General features: G+C 47.0%; 21 protein-coding genes and 1 tRNA gene. 10 read left to right on the top strand and 12 right to left on the bottom strand.

Annotation, left to right across the window (positions count from 1 at the left end; genetic code table 11):
* Window positions 1–119: 119 nt before the first annotated feature.
* Together NAF29_RS10450 and NAF29_RS10445 are read left to right on the top strand one after the other, a co-directional pair.
* Window positions 120–3,458 carry a PKD domain-containing protein gene (locus tag NAF29_RS10450; RefSeq protein ID WP_251261509.1) on the top strand — a complete coding sequence of 1,113 codons (3,339 nt, stop codon included), beginning with the start codon at window positions 120–122 and terminating at the stop codon, window positions 3,456–3,458.
* A gap of 26 nt (window positions 3,459–3,484) precedes the next feature.
* A complete protein-coding gene (locus NAF29_RS10445; RefSeq protein ID WP_251261508.1) occupies window positions 3,485–4,012 on the top strand; it encodes an Lcl C-terminal domain-containing protein in 528 nt (175 codons plus the stop codon).
* A 143-nt stretch (window positions 4,013–4,155) separates the two neighbouring features.
* On the opposite strand, the gene NAF29_RS10440 is transcribed toward NAF29_RS10445, so the two are convergent.
* Window positions 4,156–4,231 (bottom strand) — tRNA-Arg (locus tag NAF29_RS10440).
* A gap of 243 nt (window positions 4,232–4,474) precedes the next feature.
* On the opposite strand from NAF29_RS10440, the gene yghU reads away from it, so the two are divergent.
* Complete coding sequence (gene yghU / locus NAF29_RS10435; protein ID WP_251261507.1) at window positions 4,475–5,332, top strand: glutathione-dependent disulfide-bond oxidoreductase; 858 nt, start codon at window positions 4,475–4,477, stop codon at window positions 5,330–5,332.
* Between the two features lie 166 nt (window positions 5,333–5,498).
* Complete coding sequence (locus NAF29_RS10430) at window positions 5,499–6,164, top strand: hypothetical protein (protein WP_251261506.1); 666 nt, start codon at window positions 5,499–5,501, stop codon at window positions 6,162–6,164.
* A 61-nt stretch (window positions 6,165–6,225) separates the two neighbouring features.
* Here the strand turns inward: NAF29_RS10430 and NAF29_RS10425 are convergent, their stop codons facing one another.
* Window positions 6,226–7,428, bottom strand: a complete 1,203-nt coding sequence (locus tag NAF29_RS10425; protein ID WP_251261505.1) for a flagellar assembly protein T N-terminal domain-containing protein — start codon at window positions 7,426–7,428, stop codon at window positions 6,226–6,228.
* A gap of 163 nt (window positions 7,429–7,591) precedes the next feature.
* Between NAF29_RS10425 and NAF29_RS10420 the strand changes: the two genes are divergently transcribed.
* On the top strand, window positions 7,592–8,215 hold the full coding sequence (locus NAF29_RS10420; protein WP_251261504.1) for a FlgO family outer membrane protein: 624 nt from the start codon (window positions 7,592–7,594) through the stop codon (window positions 8,213–8,215).
* Window positions 8,212–8,673: an LPP20 family lipoprotein gene (locus NAF29_RS10415; RefSeq protein ID WP_251261503.1), complete on the top strand. Its 462-nt coding sequence runs from the start codon at window positions 8,212–8,214 to the stop codon at window positions 8,671–8,673. Before NAF29_RS10420 ends, NAF29_RS10415 begins: the two co-directional genes overlap by 4 nt.
* Window positions 8,674–8,761: 88 nt before the next feature.
* Here NAF29_RS10415 and NAF29_RS10410 read toward each other — a convergent pair whose 3' ends face one another.
* From NAF29_RS10410 to NAF29_RS10380, 7 genes are all read right to left on the bottom strand, one after another.
* Window positions 8,762–9,841 (bottom strand): hypothetical protein, encoded by a 1,080-nt coding sequence (locus NAF29_RS10410; protein WP_251261502.1) that lies wholly within the window; start codon window positions 9,839–9,841, stop codon window positions 8,762–8,764.
* Window positions 9,842–9,901: 60 nt separating this feature from the next.
* A complete protein-coding gene (locus tag NAF29_RS10405) occupies window positions 9,902–10,678 on the bottom strand; it encodes an MBL fold metallo-hydrolase (protein WP_251261501.1) in 777 nt (258 codons plus the stop codon).
* An 11-nt stretch (window positions 10,679–10,689) separates the two neighbouring features.
* Window positions 10,690–11,610 carry a glycosyltransferase family 2 protein gene (locus NAF29_RS10400; RefSeq protein ID WP_251261500.1) on the bottom strand — a complete coding sequence of 307 codons (921 nt, stop codon included), beginning with the start codon at window positions 11,608–11,610 and terminating at the stop codon, window positions 10,690–10,692.
* 128 nt (window positions 11,611–11,738) lie between these two features.
* Window positions 11,739–12,734 (bottom strand): LacI family DNA-binding transcriptional regulator, encoded by a 996-nt coding sequence (locus NAF29_RS10395; protein WP_251261499.1) that lies wholly within the window; start codon window positions 12,732–12,734, stop codon window positions 11,739–11,741.
* A 136-nt stretch (window positions 12,735–12,870) separates the two neighbouring features.
* Window positions 12,871–13,971 carry a lipocalin-like domain-containing protein gene (locus NAF29_RS10390; protein WP_251261498.1) on the bottom strand — a complete coding sequence of 367 codons (1,101 nt, stop codon included), beginning with the start codon at window positions 13,969–13,971 and terminating at the stop codon, window positions 12,871–12,873.
* On the bottom strand, window positions 13,968–16,424 hold the full coding sequence (locus NAF29_RS10385; RefSeq protein WP_251261497.1) for an ABC transporter permease: 2,457 nt from the start codon (window positions 16,422–16,424) through the stop codon (window positions 13,968–13,970). The genes NAF29_RS10390 and NAF29_RS10385 overlap by 4 nt, the downstream gene beginning before the upstream one ends.
* Entirely contained in the window at window positions 16,411–17,076 is a 666-nt protein-coding gene (locus NAF29_RS10380) for an ABC transporter ATP-binding protein (protein WP_251261496.1), read from the bottom strand. Before NAF29_RS10380 ends, NAF29_RS10385 begins: the two co-directional genes overlap by 14 nt.
* Before the next feature lie 167 nt (window positions 17,077–17,243).
* Between NAF29_RS10380 and pdxH the strand changes: the two genes are divergently transcribed.
* The gene (gene pdxH / locus NAF29_RS10375; RefSeq protein WP_285817718.1) at window positions 17,244–17,882 is read left to right on the top strand and encodes a pyridoxamine 5'-phosphate oxidase; all 639 of its coding nucleotides are present in this window, start codon (window positions 17,244–17,246) and stop codon (window positions 17,880–17,882) included.
* Window positions 17,883–17,933: 51 nt separating this feature from the next.
* The gene (locus NAF29_RS10370; protein WP_251261495.1) at window positions 17,934–18,464 is read left to right on the top strand and encodes a SprT family zinc-dependent metalloprotease; all 531 of its coding nucleotides are present in this window, start codon (window positions 17,934–17,936) and stop codon (window positions 18,462–18,464) included.
* Between the two features lie 4 nt (window positions 18,465–18,468).
* On the opposite strand, the gene NAF29_RS10365 is transcribed toward NAF29_RS10370, so the two are convergent.
* Window positions 18,469–19,227, bottom strand: coding sequence for a DUF2884 family protein (locus tag NAF29_RS10365; protein ID WP_251261494.1), 759 nt, complete (start codon window positions 19,225–19,227; stop codon window positions 18,469–18,471).
* 333 nt (window positions 19,228–19,560) lie between these two features.
* Here NAF29_RS10365 and NAF29_RS10360 point away from each other — a divergent pair, with 333 nt between their 5' ends.
* Complete coding sequence (locus tag NAF29_RS10360) at window positions 19,561–19,701, top strand: hypothetical protein (protein WP_251261493.1); 141 nt, start codon at window positions 19,561–19,563, stop codon at window positions 19,699–19,701.
* A gap of 29 nt (window positions 19,702–19,730) precedes the next feature.
* Here the strand turns inward: NAF29_RS10360 and NAF29_RS10355 are convergent, their stop codons facing one another.
* Entirely contained in the window at window positions 19,731–20,339 is a 609-nt protein-coding gene (locus NAF29_RS10355; protein WP_251261492.1) for a glutathione S-transferase family protein, read from the bottom strand.
* 140 nt (window positions 20,340–20,479) lie between these two features.
* Here NAF29_RS10355 and NAF29_RS10350 point away from each other — a divergent pair, with 140 nt between their 5' ends.
* Window positions 20,480–21,133 (top strand): response regulator, encoded by a 654-nt coding sequence (locus NAF29_RS10350; RefSeq protein ID WP_251261491.1) that lies wholly within the window; start codon window positions 20,480–20,482, stop codon window positions 21,131–21,133.
* A gap of 18 nt (window positions 21,134–21,151) precedes the next feature.
* On the opposite strand, the gene NAF29_RS10345 is transcribed toward NAF29_RS10350, so the two are convergent.
* Window positions 21,152–24,598, bottom strand: coding sequence for a hybrid sensor histidine kinase/response regulator (locus tag NAF29_RS10345; protein WP_251261490.1), 3,447 nt, complete (start codon window positions 24,596–24,598; stop codon window positions 21,152–21,154).
* Between the last annotated feature and the right edge of the window lie 71 nt (window positions 24,599–24,669).

The following is a 24,669-nucleotide window of genomic DNA, read 5'->3' as shown; positions in this document are numbered from 1 at the left end:
GGGCCGCTACTTAATTTGCAAAAACTCATTTGTTGTACATACTTAATTGAGAAGTAACCGAAGCAAACGGATTGCCATAATCCTTCGACATCAAAGCGAATGTAGTAGTTGGTGATCTAATGAGCTGTCTTAATCAAAGTTTCTTTTACATCAATTTTCGAGTCAATTCTGGCCTTGGCCTGCTCTTGTTTTTAGTCGGGTGTGACCCGTCTGACTCCTCTCCAGAAATTTCTGTTGAGCCTTTCTTGCAAGTAGTTGAGGGGCAACCTGTCGAGCTGACAGTTAAACCCGCTTCAAGTTCTTATCTCGAGTTTCACTGGGAACAGCTAACCGGCCCAGAGTTTGCGATACAAGATTCCAATCAACAATCTATTGTCGCAATCGCTCCACTCGTCTCTGAAGATCGAATGTCTTTGTTTAGTGTGGAGGTAAGAAACTCGCTAGGAAAAAAAACTCAGGCGAATGTCGAAGTCCTTATTATTAATGAAAATTCCGTACCAGTATTGTCAACCAAACAGCAAATAGAAACGGGTGAATACCGACAACTCACTCTGAGCGCAGAAGCTTACGATCCCGATGGCGAACATGTTGAGATAACTTGGCGACAGGAACTTGAAAATGGCGCACAAAAGTTGGAGGTGTTAGAAAAAACGCCTGATTCGATCACTGTTCAAATTCCAAAGCTTGATGTTGAGACACGCTTCAATTTTGTTGTTGAAGCAATCGACTCACATGGCTCAATGATTCATCAAAACGTTCAAGTCAATGGCTTTCCAGTGCTTTCGGGAAGGGTTATTGATGAGCCAATCGCTTCGGCATCACTCTTCTACAAAAATTGGAACAATGAGGAGTTATTTTCTTTAGGGCTATCTGATGACGCTGGCAGGTTTGAAGTTTTACTTCGCAATGATCAAAAAGATATAGAAGTCATTGCGAATGGTGGAGTGTTGAACAACCAAAACTTTGAAGGGCAATTGAAGGCCATTTGCCGGTTTGAACAACGTTCTTCTTGTAACTTAACCCCTGTCACAACGCTAATTGCACAATATGCAAATGACAAAGGTATTTTAAACATAACCGAGCTGAGCCAATATCGAGAAAACTTGGAAGCAGTGCTTGGCCCGTTAGAGCCAGATCCATTTATTCAGGTTCGTCCAGATATTGATGTGGCAGCATTGCGTTCCTTTTTTGGTGATAATGGCAGTCTACTTGATGTTTGGATTGAGCAAGTTCTGACATATGTTGAGCAGCCCAATAATCATTCATCTCAAAACAACATTTCTAGTTGGTTTCAGAATTCAAACCAAAGTCCGAGTGTTAGCTTATCTGGGCCTAAACAAGCTGAGGCAGGTAGCACGGTTGTTTTGACCGCATTAGCTCTGGATCCTGAGCAGTCAGACTTGCGCTTATCATGGCAGCAAACCCAGGGGCCAGTTGTATCTTTTGACATCACCCAAAATGATGAATTAACCTTTATTTCGCCTGAGCTTATACAGGAAGAAAGACTCTTCTTTGAGGTTCAAGTTGAAGATGATGTAGGTCTAACGGCCAATGCAAATATTTCTCTCACAGTATTGCCCATCGCTATCAAGCCTCCTAACGTTTCTCCCACCGTGTCTGCGGGCAACCATCAAACCGTGGATGAAGCAACATCGGTGACGTTAAATGCCAGTGCCTCGGATGACGATGGCAGTATTGCAGCTTATCAATGGACGCAAACGGCGGGCACAACCGTGTTGCTGAGCGGCGCAACGACAGCCTCAGCCAGTTTCACAGCGCCGACTTTGACCAGCGCCGAAACGCTTCGCTTTGAGGTGATGGTGACTGACAATGAGAATGCCACGACGAGTGCGCCCGTCTCGGTGCTTGTTGAGCCGGTGAACGCGTTGCCCACCGTGTCTGCGGGCAACCATCAAACCGTGGATGAAGCAACATCGGTGACGTTAAATGCCAGTGCCTCGGATGATGATGGCAGTATTGCAGCTTATCAATGGACGCAAACGGCGGGCACAACCGTGTTGCTGAGCGGCGCAACGACAGCCTCAGCCAGTTTCACAGCGCCGACTTTGACCAGCGCCGAAACGCTTCGCTTTGAGGTGACGGTGACTGACAATGAGAATGCCACGACGAGTGCGCCCGTCTCGGTGCTTGTTGAGCCGGTGAATGCGTTGCCCACCGTGTCTGCGGGCAACCATCAAACCGTGGATGAAGCAACATCGGTGACGTTAAATGCCAGTGCCTCGGATGACGATGGCAGTATTGCAGCTTATCAATGGACGCAAACGGCGGGCACAACCGTGTTGCTGAGCGGCGCAACGACAGCCTCAGCCAGTTTCACAGCGCCAGACGTGACTTCACCCGAGGATATAGTTTTTACTGTTGATGTGACTGATAATGAAGGCGGAACAGCTCAAGCACAAATTACCGTAACAATCGTCAATAACAATGCCCCAATTGCTAGCGCAAAAGCGCCACTGCAAGTAAAAAGTGGTCGTAGTGCCCAGCTTGATGCAACCGAATCGATAGATGACGAATCTATCAGTCTCAGTTTTGATTGGGTTCAAACAGATAGCACAGGTACAGCGATTACATTAACAGATGACAGCTCGGCTCAGCCTAGCTTTATTGCGCCTACAGTGACTACATCGATTGCAGTGCAATTCCAAGTTTCTGTGACTGATGAGGGCGGAAAATCTGACAGTGCAAGCGTCAATTTCATCTTATCTCCCGATGATTCTGCGTTTGCTCCAATGAACGATACGGGCTTTGCTTTATGCGGTGATTATGCCTATGGCGCTGCACGTTCAGGTAATCATCAAAATAACCTTGATTGTGCTGACAGTACCGATGTAGAAAGTGATCCAATACCAGAAGATCAAGATGGTCACTTTGGGCGAGATATTAATTTTTCAGACTCGACTGACGGAGCTCGCGGTTTTAGCTTTGTTAAATTAGATGCCAACGGCTCGCCTTTGGATGCCAACGCTACATCTTGGGACTGTGTTTATGATGCAGTTACTCAGCTAGTGTGGGAGGTGAAAACCAATGATGGAGGCCTTCAAGATAGTACTCACTCATATACTTGGTATAACACTGATGCAGATACCAATGGTGGCGGTGTAGGTTCTGAAACTGGAGGCGTCTGCGCAGATCTAACTCATTGCAATACGCAAGAGTACCAGGCAGCAATCAACGCCGAACAACTGTGTGGACTCACAACATGGCGAATGCCAGCATACATCGAATTATTGGGCATTCAAGATCTTAGCCAATCAAACCCTGCAATAGACGTTAATTACTTTCCAAATACACAAGGCACTTGGCATTGGACTGCTACACCCGCGAGCTTCCACAATGATTGGGCATGGACGTTGACATTTGATCTGTCCAATACACTCGGGCCTGTAGATTTTAAGGCATCGGCTTACCCGATTCGACTCGTAGCAGATTTTCCCTAATGACGAATGAGGAGCCTATGATCAACATGAAACCTATTATAGTTCTGGCTATCGTTTACCTATACATACCTATATTACAAGCTGCGACTTGTAACCCAAATGCAAAGGAAACAACTCCAAATGACCGTTTTCAAATAGTCACGGAAGGAACCGTTACAGACTTACAAACAGGTTTGATGTGGGATCGCTGTGCTTTAGGCCAAGCCTGGGATAATGGCCTACAGATCTGCTCTGGAACTGCCAGCACTAAAAACTGGCGTCAAGCGACAAGAAGTGGAATGGATCATACTTTAGGAGCTTATACAGATTGGCGCTTACCTAACATCAAAGAACTACAAACTATTGTAGAATTAAGCTGTTGGCGGCCTGCAATTAATGTAACTATATTTCCCGACGATGGCTTTTTATTATTTCATAATTACTGGTCATCAACTCCCCATGTGGTTTATGCCAATCAAGCATGGCTGATTAATCTTGATTCAGGATACAGTCGCATTGATTTAATGGATAAAGAATCAGCGCATGAAGTAAAGCTAGTGCGAGGTGGTAACTGAGAGCAGTACACTTGGTAACGGCGTTTGAACAAAAACCTTCAACAATCACGTTGCAGAATGAATAGTCTTAGCTGCACGGTGACGGTGGAGCTCAACTTTTATTTAAAAGGGCTCTGACCTTTTTTATTTCTTGAATACTTGCTTGGCGTCCCCACCAGGACTCGAACCTGGATCGATCGCTTAGGAGGCAACTGTTCTATCCAGTTGAACTATGGGGACTTTCGATAGGTGGCGATTGTATCTCAAATCTTTAAAGGCGTGTAGTGAGAAACACGTGAAACTATGAGTCATATCATGACATTGAGTTGCGCTTAGCTAGGGGCTGTTTAAATGCGTTGCTGGCATAGCTTTGGCAGTTTCTTTTAATATTTCACTGAAATTTGATGCAAAAATCCCCAGTCGTGAAATTTAAACCCATAATAATGTCTCATATATCATCTACTCCCTTATTTCGGAATGACTATGACTAACGAATATATACCGCCTCAAGTTTGGACCATGGACAGTGAAAGCGGCGGCCAATGGGCTAGTATCAATCGTCCAGATTCTGGAGCTCGCCATGAGCAATCTTTACCTGTGGGTCAGAATCCTTTGCAGTTGTACTCAATGGGCACACCGAATGGTCAAAAAGTAACGATTATGCTCGAAGAGCTATTGGCATTGGGCGAGTCGGGTGCTGAGTATGATGCGTATATGATTAAGATTGGCGATGGCGATCAGTTTTCATCTGGCTTTGTTGACGTAAACCCTAACTCTAAAATTCCAGCCATGGTTGATCGATCAGCTGATGAGCCGATCAATATCTTTGAGTCGGCTTCTATTTTGCTCTATCTGGCTGATAAATTTGGTCATTTCTTACCTACAGATGTGCGTAGCCGAACTGAGGTGATGACGTGGTTATTTTGGCTACAAGGCTCTGCTCCCTACCTTGGTGGAGGTTTTGGTCACTTTTATGCCTATGCTCCGGAAAAACTCGAATATCCGATCAATCGTTTCAGCATGGAAACCAAACGCCAGTTGGATGTGCTGGACAAGCAACTGGCAAAACATGCTTATATCGCAGGTGATACATACAGTATTGCGGATATGGCCACTTGGCCTTGGTATGGTAATTTGGTGTTGGGCAACTTATATGATGCTGCTGAGTTTTTAGATGTAGCCAGTTATACCCATTTGGTTCGTTGGGCGAACACTATTGCGCAACGTGAAGCTGTGATTCGAGGCCGAATTGTCAATCGCTCATGGGGTGAAGAATGGGAGCAAATTGAAGAGCGTCACAGCGCTGAAGATCTTGATAAGGTGTTGAGTAAGGCTCCTTAATAAAACCTGTTTGTGACTTGTTTAATTGGATTGAAGAGAGTGGTTGAGCGTTTTTCCAGCGGCAGTGATGCCGCAATCTAAGTGGACAATTCTCGCTCAAATCACTAAGCTCTGCTCGCTATATATTTGTCATCTTTGTCTTTTATACTGATCGGTTGTTAAAAAAATGTCGACTCATAATTTTAATCGCCCTTACTATCTAACCATTATTGGTTTAGTTGTGCTGGCGCTTTTCGTCTTTATTTTATCTATCTCTGTGACTCCAGAAACACGTGACTCTTTTATGAAAGAAGGGGGGCCGGTTGAATCGTTATCGGCTCTGGGTTATTTGATTGCCGTTGCTGTCATGTTTTTTAAAGGCGGTAAAGAGTACCTTACAAAATATTGGTATTTTGCGGTGATGTTTCTGAGCTTTGCAGCGCGTGAACTAGATTTTGACAAGCGCTTTACCAATTTTGGCGTGTTGAAAAGCAAGTTTTTTGCTCACCCAGATGTCAGTTGGTGGGGTAAGGTCATTGCAGCCATTATTTTATTGGTGGTGCTGTCGGCTATCATCACGATTGTGCGTCGTCATGGTCGTAAATTTATCGCGGAAGTGTTTCGTTTTCAGTGGTCGCCACTGGTGTGGAGTATTGGCTTTGCCGGTGGGTTCTTAGTTGTATCCAAGTCGCTAGACGGCTTAGCGCGCAAGCTTTCGGGGTGGGGCATTGCTGAGCTTTCAAAAGAAACAGACAAAATCGCCAGTATGGCTGAAGAAGCGATGGAGCTGGCCGTGCCGTATTTGTTTATTGTGGCAATTTTATATTTCTTGGCGAAGCAAAAACGTGCATAAGTATTGCGTGTCATGTCATAAAAAAAGCGCCTTGTCGGCGCTTTTTTTATGTCTTACTTAATCAGTCAAAGTCACTTTTACGGGTGGTTTTGAACATGACAACGTCGTTATTTTGAATATTGGCTAGATCGGATTGACGCTTAGGTTTTAAGAAGGCTTGGCGCGCTTCTACCGCATGAACTTGAAGGATGATGTCGGATGTTTGTAGCGTATTTTTCACGCGTCCAAAAGTATCTAAAAAGGTACCGAGCCGACTAACACTAGCCGTTTGCCCTTGTAGAATACCGTCTTGACTGCCCATATTCACGATCACACCTTGTTTTTGGCGATGCACAATGTTGGCGATACTCGGCTGGCACGCCAATGCGTTTTCAATGTCTGTTTGCACGTCTTGAAGCATGCGTAACCAGGCTTTACCGTAGGAACTGGTCCAGAAATCGGCTGAATAAGGATCAACCTTTTGCTCGGGCGGAAAATCCCATTCCACAGAATCGATGTAGCGGAGCCGCTCAACGCGCTCACCACTGATGCCATCAATTAAATCAAGCTCTAGTGCGAGGGTTCTTGGTTTGGCTTTATAGGTCCAAAACGTAATATTCACCGACTCTTCTTGCGTGACGCTAATGTCACGTACGTGGCCTATTAATACATATTGACTGTTGGTGCGACGAGCAAGCGTCCGTGCTAACTCATCGACTTCGGGCATGGGTTCGAGTTTGCCGGGCTGGTAGGCCACTACTTCATCGAGCCATAAATGACTTTGAACGCTTTGGCTATTCTCTTGGAACATGCCGTGCAGCACTTTACTGGTGGCCCCTCCAAGTTCAAAAATACTGCCATGCTGTGCTTGTTGACGATGCGCGATTGGAAATCTAGCAATAGCCAAAGTGTGATTTAGGCCGCTGCTGGCACAGACGGGCTCTGCAAAAATATCGGCTCGAACGTGAATGGTGATTTGATCACCGCTATGAATTTCGGACACGATATGAACCTGAGCAATTTCGCTGTTACTTTCAAATGAGTAATTGTCTTCTGTGAGTACACCGTTATTGACTGATTGTAGGCTTGCGACTGACACGCCTGCAAACATGGATGCAGCGCGAATGGCGTCTTCGGTGGCTTCTTGACGGGCGCGCTCTATGTTGCCATCAATCACATACGCGGAGCCACTGGCTTCATACCACTGGGCCTGAGCCGAGAAGCTGCATACAGCGGCTACTCCTATCAGGCAAAGCTTTAATAATGATGCGAGTGCTCTAAACATGATGAATTCTACTCAGAAATTGACACGCCTTTAATGTAAGCAAAAACCACACCTACTTTTTATGTCGAGTTTCTGGCGCTATAACAGGCATAGTTATTGCAAACCTCTGGTCAGATTGAACCATGTGGCAAATAACTGCCACTAAAAAGGGGAACCCAAGACAATGACGACCATTCGAATCTTTATGGTTAGCTGTCTGTTTGCGGCTCTGGCTGGATGCGCAGCTAAGGCGCCAGTGCCCAAAGAGCCTGCGTTTAATGCGGTTGCACAAACAACACCCATGACGAGTGTTGTGGAAGATATGGCGCGGCAACTGTTCATCACCAAGCATTATGTGACCAATGAAACTCCGATTGCGGTGACATCATTTGTTGATTTAACAACGCTGCAAACTACCAATTTGCTCGGTAACCAAATGGCCGAAAGTTTTGTTCATCACCTGCAAGCGAATGGTTTACGGGTGATAGAATACAAGTCTCCTGGCTATATTAAAGTCACTCCCGAGGGCGATTTTGCGCTGAGTCGTGATTATCGTGACCTCACAGACAAGCTTGAAATTGATTACATTTTAACGGGCACTTATTCTCAGCAGCCCGAAGGATTGCTGGTCAATGCCAAGTTGTTTGCTGCCAAATCTCGTATCGTGGTGGCTACAGCGCAAGGCGTCGTGCCGAGCGTAGCGTATGCTCAGGAGCCTCCGCGTAAAACATCGCACCAGAAACTGAAATTGCAGCATGGCCAGTTGGTGCGATCGTCGGTTGATGAAAGCTCGGAGGATGCACAATGAAACAGTTAGTGAACTTGATGCTTTGGGCTTCTCTAATCGCCTTGAGTGGATGTAGCCTAATTTACGACAAAGAAATTGAGTACGAGTACGTTGAGCCGGATTCTTACCCCACGTTGAGTGCCGTCGGTTATGCGCCGGTCAATGCGCAATCGGGCAAAGATCATAACGAGAAAGTTTTGCGTGCGATGAAAGCCTCCAAACTTGAAGCGTACCGAGAACTTGCCGAACAAGTCTATGGTCAGCGCTTAACGAGCCAATCAACCGTAGCTGACATGGTGTTAGGAAATGACGCGATGAAAGCGAAAGTTGACGGTGTGATCCGTGGGGCTCAGGTTGTTCGAAGTTATCCAGTGGGCGACAATTATGCCACTGAAATGACACTAGATATGAAAACTGTCCATCAGCTTTATATTACGGTAAACAAGCCGCGCCGCGTGAAAGATGTGCATTACTATTAGCGCTAACGTGGTGATCTAGACAAATAAAAAGGCTGTTTATTGATGCAAACAGCCTTTTTTGTTATCCCATTTTTGAAGCCGTATGACATTAGCCCGTGGGCAAAGTCAACAACGGTGCTTGTTGCGCTTTGGCAGGGGCTTGAATGTTATACAAGTACATCATTAAGCCAAAGTACCGCTTTGAGGTTATATCGTCGTGCTCGATGTAAAACCAATGATCTCGATATTCAACGGCAATGAATGAGTCTTCTGGATACTCTTTTGAGCTTTTTATGGTCATGGGGAGTTGGTTGGGATCAATTTTTGTATCGACCACTGAGTCTTGGTGGGCGTCTGGAATGACGGTGCCTCGGCTCATGACTGACATGATCGGCAGTAGTCCACGTGTTTTGACGGTGATTTCTTTATCACTGCGATGCGCAATTTTGTCGGTAATGGCAAATTTATTAGTGGCTAAATCTAAACTTAATTGCTGTTTGAGATCTCTCATTTGTTGCTTGATGCTGTCGTCTGGGTTGGGCTCAAATACAAGGTAGAGCTGTTCATTTGGGCCTGATCGTTGAACTTCAATCGCGTCTTTATCACTCAACACCAGCATCAGGTTTAGCATTTTTTGAAAGTTAAGATGCGCTTGCAAATCGCGATCGTATTGTTTGCTCAAATCAACACTACCAGGACTTGGAATCACACCAAACGACATATTTTCTACGTTGTTCATGCGTTGTAAACTGGCCCCCATTAACACCTCTACAGGCCAGCCGCCTTGGGCAATGGCAAACACGAACTCAACCGGAATAGGGCGCATCATGCGGATGGCAAAATCATGGCCAGACAGAGGCAAGAAAGTAATGGTGGGGCGTTCTGAGTAGGAGCCGCTGACCCCCGCATTCACAGAGCTTCCAGTAAAGCCGTTGTCGCTTAAATAGCCGGTACTGGCCGAACCGCCAAAACTATATTGAGTGAGCACAGAGCTGACATCTAAAAATACCGGCATGTCCAAATATCGGATTCGAATAATATTCGCCAGCATTTGCTTTTTTTGGGCATCGGACAATGCGCCAATGTAGCTTACATTGTCGCTTTCGAGACGGTTGGCGCCAATTTGGCTGCACGCGGTTAACAGTATGCTGATGGCCGTAACGGCTACTTTGATAAGGGAATGGGGCATCGGATGTTGATCAACTTTTAAATACATGACTGTATGTCAGCATAATTTAATGAGCTGTTTTTACAATGTAATTTTATTGATTGGTGTCACTGTCTGAGTACTTGCAATGGCCAGAGGCGATAAGTCAAATAATTGATTTGGGGTTGCGATTTGGTAGCCCTTGGCTTGCATATCACGGCCTTCTTGTTCTGATAAATAATGGTATAGAACAAGCCGCTCAATGGCCTCAGGTACATATTCGCGTGGCAGATCGTCTAAGCCAGTGTGGGATGGGTTAGCGCAGAGTCGGCAGTCATGAAAAATGGTTTCACTGCCGCTAAGAGCATGATGAATGATTTCTGGTACCGGACGTGTATCGGCGCTGTAGAAAAATACACCCGGCAAGTGCAATGAAAAACAACTGTTTGGAGCATGATGACGCGTGGGATAAATTTTAAAATAATGCTGATTGAGCCAAAACCCTTGAGTGACGGGAATGAGTTGTATCCACTGCCACATATTGCAGTTTCCCTCGGCCAATGCCGCACTCTCTTGATCGAACATGTGCACGAGTTTAGGCACAAGTGCAGCAGCAATAAATAGTTGAGGACGATTATTCGGCTCTGAATTAAACCTTGCTTGGTAAAACAGCGCTTGTAAGTCGGCAATATGATCGTAGTGCAAATGGGTAATGTAAATAAATTGAGGAAGAGTGGTGTAGCGCTCCAAATATCGTTGAAGACTGCCATGGCCGCAATCAATCAATAATCGCGTGTGCGCATGCTCAAATACAGCGGATGAACAGCCTAAAGTTTGGCATTGCCCCGCACCAACACCTAAAAATCTTAATTTAGACATGTTCAAGCCCTCTAACTGTTAGCCATTTGAGGTTGAGTTTCCGCCTGCTCCAAATCAGGGCGTAGCAATATCGATTCGATACTGTGTTGATAAGCGAACTCCTGAAAGCTCCCTTTGAACCCTTGCTCCAATTGCTGTAAATAAAAGCGGTTGAAGGCCTGTTTTTCTGACAACATCTTCAATACGATGCGCTGATAATCGGGCGTATTGAACCCCATGCCATCGGATTGCAAACGCTTGAGTGAATGAGTATATCCGCGTTCTGCACGAATGGCTGAGTCGGGACTGTGGCAGAGACTGCGATTGTGAACATAGTAGCGATGAAGACATTTGGAAGTAATTGGTACCAGCACGCCAACTTCTTGCATTAAACGCAAATTGAAGAGTGTATCTTCACCCAGTTCCACATCCGATTGCCAAGGGAGTGTAACTAAAGAGCGATGGAACAAAAACGTCATGGGGATATTGGTTTGGCAATATTGTTCGGCATCGAGCCATAGTAATGAGTGACTTGCTTGCTCGGGGAATAACGTGCGAATGAGTTCGCCATTGGAATGATTCACCACGCTGACGTTGTCACCTGCCATGTTGTATTTTTGGGCAATAGGTAACAATTTTTTCAAGCGTTTGGGCATGAAGCTATCATCGGCGTCGAGCGTTGTGATCCACTCCCCGTCTGCTTGTGACAACGCGATGGAACGTGAGGTGTTCACGCCGGCTGCAACTTGACCTGTGCTAAAAAAACGAAGTCGAGGATCTTCAATGCCTTGTTGAGCCAAAATTGCTTGGTAGTCTTGCAGGTCATCACTAATAATCAACATTTCCCACTGAGTGTAGGTTTGTGAGATAACGCTGGACACTGCGCGCGCAATAAATTCTTGCGCTTGGTATGCGGGGGTAATAATCGAAATGAGGTTGCTGGCTAATGTCATTGCTGGACGTGTTCCTTTGGTTCATGTGCTTTGCATTAGACACATTGTGAGAACATCGCTGAGGGCTCTCAGCGAGAGTCGTCCAGTCAGATTAGTCACTAAACCTTACGGTTTAGTGACGATGACAATTAATCTTTTAATTTGAAGAGTGAATCACGTTCCATTAACTTCGGTTGCAGTAAGTGACCAATCTGCGAAGCCTTTGACTGCGCCATTGCAAGTGCCATGTGGCCTGCGCGTTCTCCCATTTCTTCCACCGGAAAAAATACACTGCTCAACGATGGGTTGAGGTAACGAGCAAACAGCACATCGTCAAAACCTACCATGCAAGTTTGCGATAAACGATCACGTTCTTCCAACACGCCTCGAGCGCCAATTGCAATTAAGTCATTGCCACAAAATATGGCGGTAAACTCGCGCTCAAGATTAATGAGCTTTTGGCACATTCGACGACCACCGTCTTCGTTGTAGTCATCGTCAAACACCAATTCTTGGCGGAATGGAATGCCAAATTCAGCCAGTGCTTTTTGATAGCCAGCTAAGCGTTCAAGGCTGTCGTTGTGGGTAAAGTGGCCCGCCAAAAATGCCACTCGTTGATGCCCAAGCTCTAACATTCTGCGAGTAGCGAGGTAGCCACCGTGCTTGTTATCAAGGTAAATACAGTTGTCCTCAAAGCCTTCGATATGGCGATTGAGCAATACCACTGGGGTGCCACCTTGGTGCAGTTTTACAATTTCCTCTTCAGGGAAACCAAAGACCGTTAAAATCATGGCGTCAACGGGGCGGTTGAGCATGAATTCAATGGCTTCGCGTTCTAATTCGGCTTGGCCTTGTCCATTGGTCACCACTAATTGATAACCGGCTTCGCGAATGACGCGTTCAGCACTTTTCATGATAGGGCCAAAGAAAGGGCCCGATAAATCACTCACCACCATCCCGATGGTGCGAGATTTGTTGGTTGCAAGTGCTTGGGCAAGGGCGCTGGGCTTATAGTCCATCTCTTCCATTGCTTGGTGTACTTTGTCGCGAGCTGTTTGGGACACTCGCTCATTGCCGTTAATTACCCGAGAGACTGTTGCTTTAGAGACTCCGGCTAACTTAGCAACATCTTTAATGGTTGCCATATGTTGAATGCTCTTGTGTGATTGATTTGTTGTAATTATTAGTATTGGTGCATGGCCATTATTCAGTGCCAGCGTCTTGCTGGCAAGTTACATAATGTAAGTGCTTGCTTCAGCATATACTTTTTTAGGAAAAGTGTTATTGCGATGTGTCATATCCTGTCATTTCCAAATAGCCTTGTCCTGCATGGCTGCCGGTAAACTGAACAGGCCCTTCCCAATAGGCTGAATCAAGATCCATCCATTGCTCTTTTTGACGCGTTTTAATGTGTAAATCGAGTCCAGTTTGGGTGTGTTTAACGTGCCATTGTTGCGGAATTTGTCGTCCTTGTACTGATGAATAATGGCTTTGTGAAAGCTCAAATTGATCTGTTTTTAACACCGTTTCTCCGTTCTTACCGAACCAAGATAAAAAGCGCCGATGATCTCCCTCGTGGCTTCTTAAATGATAGACCATGACTTTCTCGCCATTGTCTAAATGTAATGCGAGCCAGTCCCAACCGGCTTGTTGAGGAAGTAAAAACTGGCTGGACCATTCGCGGTCTAACCAAGCTTGGCCGGTTACTTTAATGATTTCGCCTTTAATCATCAGATCGCCAGCCACATTCAAGTAAGGATGACTGTAATAGTAAGATCCGGATCCTTGTTCGTTTTTGACGCTGAAACCCTTATCGCCCTGCAAAACCAAGGGTTGATCACTCTCTAATACTAAGTTCATGCTGGCCGTTTCATCGCCAGCTTGCATGACTAAAGGTAGCCATGTTTGGTGTTGGCTGCTGAGTTGCCATTGATCAATCCATGCAGAAAACGGCGCGTCAGGTTGGCTTACAATACCGGCTTGACCAGTGCCTGCGCGTGAATATTTTTGCATCGGATGATGCCCGCCTTGCCAGCTAATTGCAGCATGAGCCATCAACATTTGGCGTGTGTCGCCTAAATGTTCAGGTGCATCTAAACCGTAGCGAAACAGAGTCCATTGCACGCCATACCAGTTTCCTTTTGCATCTGAAAGATTGCCTGTGACATACCACCACTCCAACCGATAATCTGGGTGATTGCCATGATCAGCTGGAAATCGAAGCGTTTCAGAGCCGTCCGCATAGGAATAATGCGGACTATTGCTCGACAGCATCACTTGATAGCCGGTGTTTTCATCCGGTTTCGGTTCAGTGCAGCCAGTGCTCAGTAGTGCCGCTAAAAGGCTTATGGCAAGTGGCAGTGCGAATAATGTACGCATCATTCATCCACCTCTTTGAGCAGTGTGGCAGTCGCAACGCGCCTGAGCCTTAATGTGGGAATAAAAGTGGCAAACAGTAAACATGCTGCGGCCAGCAAGGCCAGTTGTGGGTAATGCTGCCAATACAGCTGAGTTGCAAAGCTCCAGCCAAAAGCAGTGGGTGTCACGACGCTAGCTAGCACATAGGCGAGCAGGGTGCCAAAGGGCCACACGATGGCCATGCTCAACATGGCAAATAATGTCCACTGGCCTAGCTGCAGCCATAATCGCTGCTGTAAACTGACGCCTAAACAGGCCAATAATGCTTGTTGCCGAATGCGATGATGATGAATGGCACTCATGGCACAAAAGATACCAATGCCAGCGACTAAAAGAGTCAGCACGTTCAATGCTTGTGTGACTTCAAAGGTTTTATCAAAGACCGACATGGCCATTTGTTTAAGCTGTTGTTGATCGATCATATCTTGATCGCCCAGTGCCAACTCCTGTTTGAGCTGAGCGATGGTCGATGGCCAATCCAATGACGTTGTGCTGTACATGGCGGTGCCTTTGGCTTGGTGCTGAGGCCAACAGTTTAAAAATAGTCCCTCATCCAATAACCACTGACTTTTAGGGTTTCCGTAATCACGGTATGCACCCAAAATTGGCAAGGGTGGCAACGCAGGGCAGACCGTGACGGTTTGGCCCACTTCGGCATGATCTAAACGCATGTGGCGCTCACTGATAAAAATACCTTGTTGATCAGCAAACAGTTGTTTGGCATTGGGCAAAGACAACATCAATTCAATGCTTTGACGATACTCTGGCGTTGGAGGCAGCGAGGCAATTTCAAGATCGGTATGTTGGCTGTGAGTCATTGAATGACGTTCAACCAAAATCAAGTTGAGATGATGGGTATCTATCCACTGCTGGATGTTGGTTTTGGCATCGGCAACATTAAAATAAACCGGTGCGACGAGGCGCTGATCGAGCCAGTCGAATGTTGCCGCTCTAAAACTCGTGATCATGGTGTTGAGCCCTGAATTGGCCACCAAAGCTAAGGTCATCGCCATTAGTGCTACCGCTGCTGGCCCCAGTAACCATTTGCAGTCTGCAATCAGCCATTGGCTCAGCGGCCAGTGACTTGGCAGCCCTTTTTGCAGGAGTTGAAGCAGTGCTCGCAATACTGCTGGTAAGGCAAATGCACCCGACAGCAATACGCACGCAAGGCATGCCAGAGCGTGCCAAAGTTCGGTTGCAAGATTGGCCAACAGCCACGCGACTAACGCTAAACACACGGATATGGCCAGCAACGCTTTGTCTCTAAGTTGTGTTTGGCGTTGCGCATCGGCATTTTGATAGCGGTTTAAAATGCGTTGCTGAAGCATCTGGTGCATGGGGATTGCTGCCGAAACAAGTGCTGCAATCATTGTCATCAATAAGGGCGCTAAGGGCATTCCCGCAAGCATTCGGTTGGGATATTGAATATACACATTGTAGAGTTGCGCCAATGTTTGGCCCAGCCCCGGCAGCAACTTAGAGGCAATCCAAGCGCCTGCCAGGTAGCCAATGGCTGTGCCCAATAACACAAACACTCCAAGTTCAATGATGAGAGCGATTCTGAGCTGATGGCGGCTTACGCCACATATTCGAAGGCGGCGAAATAACGGGCCTCGGTCTGTGTAGCTAAACAAAATGGCATTGAAGGCCAAGAATATTCCGACGACAAAGCTTAATAGCCCCATAGCGGCCAAATTCAAATGCAAACTGTCGGCTAACTGCGCTTGTTGAAGGGGCTCTGGAGCGGGTGTGTATTGCAAGGAATCAGGAAGTGCTTGTAGCAGTGCATTGAACGATTCTGTCGATTGCGGCATGACCCATACCGACGAAATTTGCTGTGTTCGACCACTAATGGCTTGAAGCGCCATAAGTTCCATTAAACCGCGATGCCCCATGTCTTGAGACTGTGCATAGGCTGGCGGAAGCTGCCGTTGATTTTCCAGAAGCAGCGATTGTCCATTGTTCAGGCCAAGCTGCTGCATGCGCATGTCACCAAATACAACGCCATAAGGTGGCAGCCATAGCTGAGATAAGTCTACATCGGTTGTGCCATCGATCGAACCTTGTTCGGAGGTGCCAGCCAAGGCCAGCCAGTCCACTCCCATCATTTCGATGAGCCCGTGATCTTGGCTCACCATGCGATGTTCCAGTGTTGGCACCAGTTGATCAAAACCTTGGCGGCGCAATGCAATGTAGTCAGTTTGGTCAAACGACTCATCGCCATTAGCTGCCACCAAATAACCTACAGCTTGCTGATTCAGCAATGACTCACCCTGGGCGTAGCTGGCTTGCGCTTGCGCGTTGATGAGTTGAGTTGCCACCAACAGCACATTGGCGATGATAATGCCAACCAGCAAAAATACGCCTTGCAGTGGATGATGACGGTAGTGGCTAAGAAGTGCCCTAAGCAGAGGCATGCAGATGTCCTTCATGCAAGTGCAGCACTTGGTCTGTGTATTTGGCCATTTCGTGACTATGTGTGACCATCAAGAGACTGGTATTGGCTTCGCTGACAAGGTCGCTGAGCAATTGCATCACACCGTGACTAAGCGAATCATTTAAGTTACCAGTGGGCTCGTCGGCAAATAAAATGGCAGGGCGATGAGCTAATGCTCGAGCTATTGCCACCCGTTGTTGCTGACCTCCAGAGAGTTGCTGAGGTTGGCGATGCTGTAGCTCTGTCAGCTCAAGCGCGTTTAATAAGTGTTGTAACCAAGCGGCATCATGTGCCTGCTTGTTTAAGCGAACCTGAAACAGAATGTTGTCGGCAACACTTAGCCCAGGAATTAAATTAAATTGCTGAAAGACAAACCCCAACTGATTTCGGCGAAGCTGACTTAATGCTGAATCATTGAGTTGATAAATAGGCTTTCCGGCTAGTACAACGCTGCCTTGTTTAGGAGGCTCTAGGCCTGCTGCAATTTGCAACAACGTGCTCTTGCCGCTGCCACTACTCCCCATCAAAGACAAACTTTTACCTGCGCGAAGTGATAATGAGATATGACTCACGACCGCATTGGCTTCTGTTTGATCATCAAACCAATGGCTAATTTCTGACAATTCGAGCATAAACATCCAGTCCGTTATTCGAGGAGATGCGTAAATTATATAAACTAATACGAGAGAGGCGCAGATTTGGTGCTGCATCAATAATACAGAGATGCACTTGCATTCATAGGTCGGGAAGCTGACAATCTGCCGCGAGACCCTCAAATGCTTAATGGGAGAAGGCCAATATGCTGGATTTGTCGGACGTTCGTCGAGAATACATTCAAGGTGGTTTGCGCCGCGAAAACTTACCGGACATCCCGTTTGAGTTATTCGAGCAGTGGTTACAGCAAGCCGTGGATGCAAAACTGACCGATCCCACCGCGATGGCATTGGGTACCGTAAACCAACAAGGGCAGCCATTTCAGCGCATTGTATTGCTGAAACAATCCGACCCCAGCGGCTTTGTGTTTTTTACCAATTTGGGCAGCCGAAAGGCGCTGCACATAGAACAAAATAGCCAGGTTAGTGCGCTGTTTCCGTGGCACATGTTAGAACGACAAGTACATATCACTGGCCGTGCTGAAAAGTTGTCGCATGCTGAAGTGTTACGCTATTTCTTATCGCGCCCGAAAGAGTCTCAGATTGCAGCGTGGGCGTCGAAGCAAAGCGCTCGGCTGACTGCTCGCCAAGTGCTCGAAGCTAAATATTTGGAGCTCAAGCAAAAATTTTCTGAAGGCGAGGTGCCTTTGCCAACGTTTTGGGGGGGGTATCGGATCGTGCCGGACAGCATCGAGTTTTGGCAAGGGGGAGACCGTCGCTTGCATGACCGTTTCTTGTATCAACGTGATGGCGATGATTGGACTATCGACCGCCTTGCGCCTTAGTCCATGGGGCTATTAACATTGGAGAAGGGTGTGAAACAAACGCGTTAAGATATGGCCAAATCTCCTCAAGCTATGAACTTTGATCGCTGCCGCGAGCTTGCCGAATCGCATTGGCGTGTGCCACTTGAAGCGAAAATGCAGCAACTCATCGAGCGCGCCTCGCGTCAGTTTGCACACGAATTTACGACGCCCGAATTGCATTTCAATCAACGCGGAACGTGTGCTGGCAGTGCTCGTTTGAACACTCAAGAAATGCGACTGAATCCGGTGCTACTCGAAGCTCAACCCGACTGTTTCGTCAGCGACATTATGCCGCATGAATTAGCCCACTTGTTGGTGCATCAATATTACGGCCGAGTGCCGCCGCATGGCGCTCAGTGGCAGCATATGATGGCTGAAGTATTTGGTGTGAAACCTGCACGAACACACCGTTTAGATGTGACCGACGTGCAGGGCCAAACATTTGCATATGAATGCGGTTGCCAGCGCCATTCGTTAACTATTCGACGTCACAACAAAATTGAACGTGGCGCGACCTATCGCTGTCGAAAATGTGGCGAGGCATTGGCCAGAGCCGCTTAATATTCTAAAGGCTAATGAGCTGATAGGAACTGAGCTGAGGCACTTCTTTAATTAATAAGTCTTGAGTCGTTTTCAGTTCAAGTGCTTGGTGGCACAAAGATTCTGCGCGCTGAATGAGTTGTTCTTTTTGGGGCGACACTTGTTGGTCTATTTGGTCTGCCATGGCTTCCATTCGTTGGCCAAAATCTGACATCTGTTGGTCAAAATCGCCTTTGTCTGAGTCAAACAAATCGCCAATTTGATGAAAAGTCGAACTCAAGCCAATCATTAGCGCTTTTTCAACCACGTTCTCAATGCTTGTAGAGAGCTCTTCACCGAGCTCGCCTTCTGAAATTGCGCCAAGGTAATAGCGATTTCCATCATGAGAAAACTGTTGGGTGAGGTTGTCTCTTAGGGTGCGTGTCAGCGCATTAAATTCGTCTTGCTGCTGCGCTGAACTCCCAAACCCTTGCATGACGGTATCTGCTGCCGACAGCCCAATTTCAAGGCCGTCTTCAGCAATGCCAATGGCGGTGGGCACGAGCTGGCGTAATTGTTGGTCATATTTGCTAAGGAGCTGGGTTGAGGCAGCGTTCAAATCGATTTCACGCTCATCAATGATGAGCTGGCTCGGTTGAATGATGACATGGACTGATTCGTCATTGCGAAGCTCGATTTGTTGAGGAGTCATGGCGACGTCCATATCGAGATTTACCACGCATTCAAATGCCAGAGAGGATGTAGATACGAACAGAGTGAGTGCTGTGATTAAAGTCTGGCGCATTTGAGTTCCTTGTTGTTAGTTCAATTGATTGTATCCGAGAATACTTATTGGCGAGTCGTGTTTTAGTAAGTATCAAGCAAGTCGTGTTCCAATAAAATTAAATCGTTAAATATCATTAATTTGAATTTTTCAAATAAAGTCTTAGCCCCACACTTAGCCGGAATATATAAGAGACGTTAGTGAATTTCACTTAACAGTGGCAATTTACATCAAACGGATTGCCCACTCTTCATGTGTTTCATGGCTGTTCATATTGGGTTCAGCTTGGCTCAGTAAAATACCTTCATTCCCTGCACGTCACCACGCCACGTTGAATTCTCACAGGAGAGCATTATGTTTACTTGTACTGAAGACGGAGTTCGTAGCCTGAAAGGTTGGGTCACCATGGTCACCCTTTTTGCCTGCATTGCGGCTGGTAGTATCATCGGAACTGCCGGCGGAACGGCGGTTCGAAGTTTGGGTGGGTGGGGTTAAGCCTTCTCTCAACCCCAATGAAATTTGCGTTAAGCGAGTTCTTTGTCCAAGGCTAAACTCAATGCTGGCCGTTGACTATTTCGCTTGCGATAAGCGGCCAGTTTTGGTGGCAATGGTTGGCCAAACTTCACCGCCCAATTGAGCGTTTGTGTGAGTAATATATCGGCTACCGTAAACTCGTCGAATAAACTGTCGGTGTCTGGCATTCTCGGTTCTAATTCATTGCAAATTTTCTCAAACTCCCATTCAGCAACCTCTAACATTGGCTCAACCCGTTGTGGTTCGGGCAGTGCAAACTTGTGTTTGCCCATGGTCCAAAGAGGTTGCTCGAGTTCGCATGTGATTAACGATAACCACTGATGATGGCGGCCTTTGTCGGCTACGGATGTAGGCAACAGCTTTCCATTGCCATAGGTTTCGGCTAAATACATACAGATTGCAAAAGACTCAGAAAGCACAAGGTCGTCATCGGTGAGCATGGGGACCTTGCCATTGGGGTTCATGGCTAAGTAGCCTTCACTTCGATGCTCTCCTTTACTCAAATCAACCCGTTTATATACCCACTCAAGCCCGAGCTCTTCTAAGCACCAACTCACCCGTAACGAACGACTTCGTGGCGAACCGTAAAGTGTAATCATCAAATTCTCTCCATGATCGTGACCCTAAAACATTAAAATGTTGGGTGATTAAATCTTCAATAACGTCTTTAACAGCTTGAGTGTAACCTCAAACTTCTGAAATACTAGCTCACTCACTGGAACTATCAGGACGGATCCAAATGCGCTTGGCTGACCAAATCATTATTGCCGATGATCACCCATTGTTTCGTCAGGCTTTAATGCTGACGTTGAAGACAACCCCAGAGTTAACGGATGTTGACTGGTTGGAAGCGGACACTGTAGGGGCTTTAGAAAAGTTGCTAGAACAGCATGCAGATGCAGACTTATTAGTGTTGGATTTACAGATTCCAGGCGCGCATGGCTTTTCTACATTGGTGCATGTGCGGTCTCACTTTCCTGACTTGCCTGTGGTGGTGGTGTCGGCTCATGAAGAAGAAGACAACATTCGCCGTGCAATGCATGCAGGAGCGGCTGGATTTGTGCCTAAATCGAGTGCGCCAGAGGTGTTGCAGCAGGCCCTGATCGCTATCTTGCAAGGACAAATTTGGGTGCCCAACGACGCGATTTTGAGTCAAGCGGTTGATGACGATATTGTGTCGCAAATGGCCAGTTTAACCCCGCAGCAACATCGCATATTAATGATGTTTGCTGAAGGCATGCTGAATAAGCAAATTGCCAGTGATCTTAATGTGTCTGAAGCCACGGTCAAAGCTCATGCCACGGCCATTTTTAAAAAGCTCAATGTGCGCAATAGAACACAGGCCGTCATTGCAATTAGCCAGCTTGACCTTTCTCAGTTTCATCCCCAGTAAGCTGAACATGTGTTGAGCCTATTCATGCCCTTTGATGTCATTATGATCGGGCAGGTCTAAAAAACGCTGAATCATGGCACGCAAGCGGGCAGGCTTCACCATCTTCCTCATGAATCCGTAGCCTCGGTGTTCAGCGTACTCTTGTAGTCCTTCTTTTCGGTCAGCGGTGATTAAAACGCCGGGAATATCGATCTGTGCCAATTCGCGAACGGCATCCATCAGCTCTAGCCCGGTTTCGCCGTGATCGAGTTGATGATCAACCAGCATAATAGATACGGGCTCATCTGATGCATTCACCTTATCTAAAGCTTCTTGAATACTTTGCGCCTCAATAACATTGGCATTCCAACTGCTCAACAAAGCGGTCATGCCGTGCAGTACTGACAAATCATTATCCACACACAACACCGTGCGCCCTGCAACGAGCTGAAAGGCTTGCCTTTGTGGCATGTAGGTGTTGGTTGGCAGCATGCTACAGGCAAACGCTCGGGTTGCGGTTACGGTAAAAGCACAGCCTGAACCCAGCTTGGATTTGAGCGACAACTCGTGACCTAAAATACGGCAGAAACCTTGTGCAATGTTTAACCCTAAGCCCAACCCATGAGAACCTGTGGTGCTGTTTTGGTCGAGCCGAGTAAAGGCTTGGAACACGCTGTTTTGCTGAGTTTTGTCGATACCCGGACCTGAATCAATCACTTGAATATCGATGGTTTTAGCATGGCGACGACACCCCAAAACAACTTTATGACCGCTGGCATAACGGAATGCATTCGCCAATAAGTTTTGCAACACACGGCGCAGCATTCGGGCATCCGTTTCAATCCAGAGTTTGTTCTTTTGTACGTGAAATTCCACATTGTATTCTGAAGCAAGCGCGCTAAATTCATTGGCTAATTCAGTAAAAACATCCTGCACTGCCAATGTTACCGGAGCCGCTGTAATTCGGCCTGATTCGATACGTGCGACGTCACCCATATCGTTGAGCAGCTCGCTGGCGGTTGACAATGAGGTGTTTAAATTTCCCAGCAACGCCCGTTGTTCTCGATCAAGGCGTCTGTCTTGCCCCAACGCAGAGCTAAATAAACGCGCGGCTTCTAAAGGCTGCATGAGGTCGTGGCTGCAGGTGCGTAAATAATGACTTTTGTTATAGTTAGCTTGCTCTAAAGCATCGTTCACTTGTTGTAATTCTTGGGTGCGCTCATTGACTCGTATTTCCAATTCTTCATTGGTTTGTTCTAACGCTTGTTGCGCTTCACGGTAGGATGTGACGTCTGAATAGGTCATGACGAAGCCGCCGCCGGGCATAGGGTTTCCTCGACTTAAAATCACTCGGCCACCCGGAAACGTTCGCTCAGATGTGTGCGGTGTTCCGCGTCTTAAATGCATAAGGCGTGCTCGAACTAATTGTTCGACATTGCCTTCACCACACAGACCGCGTTTGGCGTTGAAACGAATCATATCGGCAATGGGTTTGCCTATACCCACAAGTGCTTTGGGGTACTCAAATAAATCGATGTAGCGTTGATTCCAAGCCACAAGGCGCAGCTCGGTATCGACCACTGAAATACCTTCACCTGCGTTTTCAATCGCGCCTTGCAGTAAGTTCTGACTAAACGCCAAGCGTTCGGTTGAGGTTTGTTCAACCAATTGAGCAATTTCATCTAAGGCAATGTCGCGGCCTTCCAATGCAGAAGACAACAGTAATTTAGCGGAGCTGGCGCCCATCACGCTGCCTAGTAACCGTTCGCAGTGGGTGTTGAGCATTTGCTGGAACTGCATGGAGTGCGCTTTGATATCGTGATTGCGCATACTGCGTTCAAAATGCTTAAACGCAGCTTCAGCGCGACTTTCGCCAACAAAACGAGCGGCCAATACCGTCAGCTCTGATACACTGGCTTGCTTAATTTTACGAGGAAGCTGTTGATTGGAGTCGTGCTTTTCTAAAAATTGCCCCGCTTGAATTCGCTCGACCACAGAAGGTCGTGCCCAGCTGCTTCCAAACCAAAGGCCGAAGACATTGGTGAGCAAGCTAAGCAAGGTGCCAGTGGTGAGTGCCGACATACCAAATTGATGCAACCAATCTGGATCATCAATCACCCCAAAGTGAGGGAAAACCACCCAGACGAGCCAGTTGGTACTGCCCAATAGGAGCCCCAAGGCAACGCCAATTCGGTTGGCTTTGCGCCAGTAAAATGCGGCTAACAGTCCGGGAGTGAGCTGGGCAATCGCGGCAAATGCAATTTCTCCCAAGCTACTGAGAGTGTCGGGTGGAGCCAATAGAAATGCAGCAAACCCGAGTAAAATTACCAGTACGATGAGTGCTCGCCGAATGAATAAAACTCGCAGGTTAAAGTCTTCAAAAGTCCGGGCTCGTTGTTCAAATCCACGTTTGAACATCAAAGGAAGGATGATTTCATTACTGACCATGGTCGATAGTGCAATACTCGACACAATCACCATAGAGCTTGCCGCGGATAGAGCGCCTAGAAAGGCCAGTATCGATAACCAACCAAAACCATGATGCTGGGGCAACATCAGTACATACGCATCGGCGGCAACGGAATCACCCAACAGTAAAAATCCAGCAACTCCGAGTGGGGCGGCAAATAGGGCAAATACCATTAAATAGGCTGGGAAGATCCAACGTGATGTTTTGGCTTCCTCTGGGCCCCGACTTTCAACGATCATGACGTGAAATTGCCGAGGTAAACATAAGAATGCAGCACTCACGACTACGGTGGAACCGAGCAGAGTCGTCAAGTCAGGCCAGCCGAGTTGTTGCTTTGAAACGCCAGCCGCTTGAGCTTGCTGCCATAGATCGACAGGACTCGAAAATACCACAAAGCTGATCACTAATCCTACCAACAAAAAGGCGATGACTTTAATCACAGACTCAAAAGCAATGGCCAGCATAATGCCGGGATGGCGCTCAGTCATATCCACAGTGCGAATGCCAAACCAAACGGTAAATGAGGCCAGTACTGCGGTCACAAGAAAGCCTAATTCAGCATCGCTGAACGAACTCGGGCTCATCAGCCTGATGCTGTACACAATGGCTTTAATTTGTAGGGCTAAATAGGGCATGGTGCCAATGAGTGCAACCAGCGTTACGCTCAGCGCTAAGCCTTGAGACTTGCCAAATCGAGCGGCAATTAAATCGGCAATGGACGTCAATTGTAAGCTGTGACTCACCCGCATCATTCTTTGAATCAGTGGCCAGGCAAACAAGAACAAAGCAATCGGGCCCAAATAAATGGGAAGGTGCGAAAAACTAGAGTTTGACGACTGAGCCGTCGTTCCCAAAAAGCTCCACGATGAGCAGTAGACGCCAAGCGAGAGCGAGTAGACCCAAGGGCGCACTTTATCGCTGAGCTGAAAGCGTTTTAAGTCACCAAACCATGCAAGGGCAAACAAAAGGCAAATGTAGCCAAGGCTAATCGCAATAAGTTGCCACTGATTTAGCATGAGGTCTTCCTATAGCACTGATAAAAATCGAATCTTTGAATCATCTTGGACGATGGCATTGTCGCGTCGGT

Origin of the sequence: Echinimonas agarilytica, assembly GCF_023703465.1 — a bacterium.
Lineage (GTDB): Bacteria > Pseudomonadota > Gammaproteobacteria > Enterobacterales > Neiellaceae > Echinimonas > Echinimonas agarilytica.
This window is presented reverse-complemented; position numbering and strand designations above follow the sequence as displayed.